Annotated in this window: 1 protein-coding gene; it reads right to left on the minus strand. The window is 62.2% G+C overall.

The window, feature by feature from the left end; genetic code table 11:
• Positions 1-69: 69 nt before the first annotated feature.
• Positions 70-339: aldehyde dehydrogenase family protein (locus tag ABOA88_RS24065; protein ID WP_440128001.1), on the minus strand; the 270-nt coding region annotated here is incomplete at its 5' end.

A 339-nucleotide genomic window follows, 5' to 3' on the forward strand; every position in this document is an offset into this window, starting at 1 on the left:
AAACCCACTCCCCCAGAAAACGCACAAGCGCTGTGGGAGCAGGCTCACCCGCGAAAAAAACGACGCGATTTAGAAGAAGCCCAGCGGATTGATGTCGTAGCTCACCAGCAGGTTCTTGGTCTGCTGGTAGTGGTCGAGCATCATCTTGTGGGTTTCACGGCCGACACCGGACTTCTTGTAGCCCCCGAACGCGGCGTGGGCCGGGTACAGGTGGTAGCAGTTGGTCCATACGCGACCGGCCTTGATGCCGCGGCCCATGCGGTAGGCGCGGTTGATGTCGCGGGTCCATACGCCGGCGCCGAGGCCGAACTCGGTGTCGTTGGCGATCGCCAGGGCTTC

Origin of the sequence: Pseudomonas sp. PKS, from assembly GCF_051913525.1 — a bacterium.
Taxonomy (GTDB): domain Bacteria; phylum Pseudomonadota; class Gammaproteobacteria; order Pseudomonadales; family Pseudomonadaceae; genus Aquipseudomonas; species Aquipseudomonas guariconensis_D.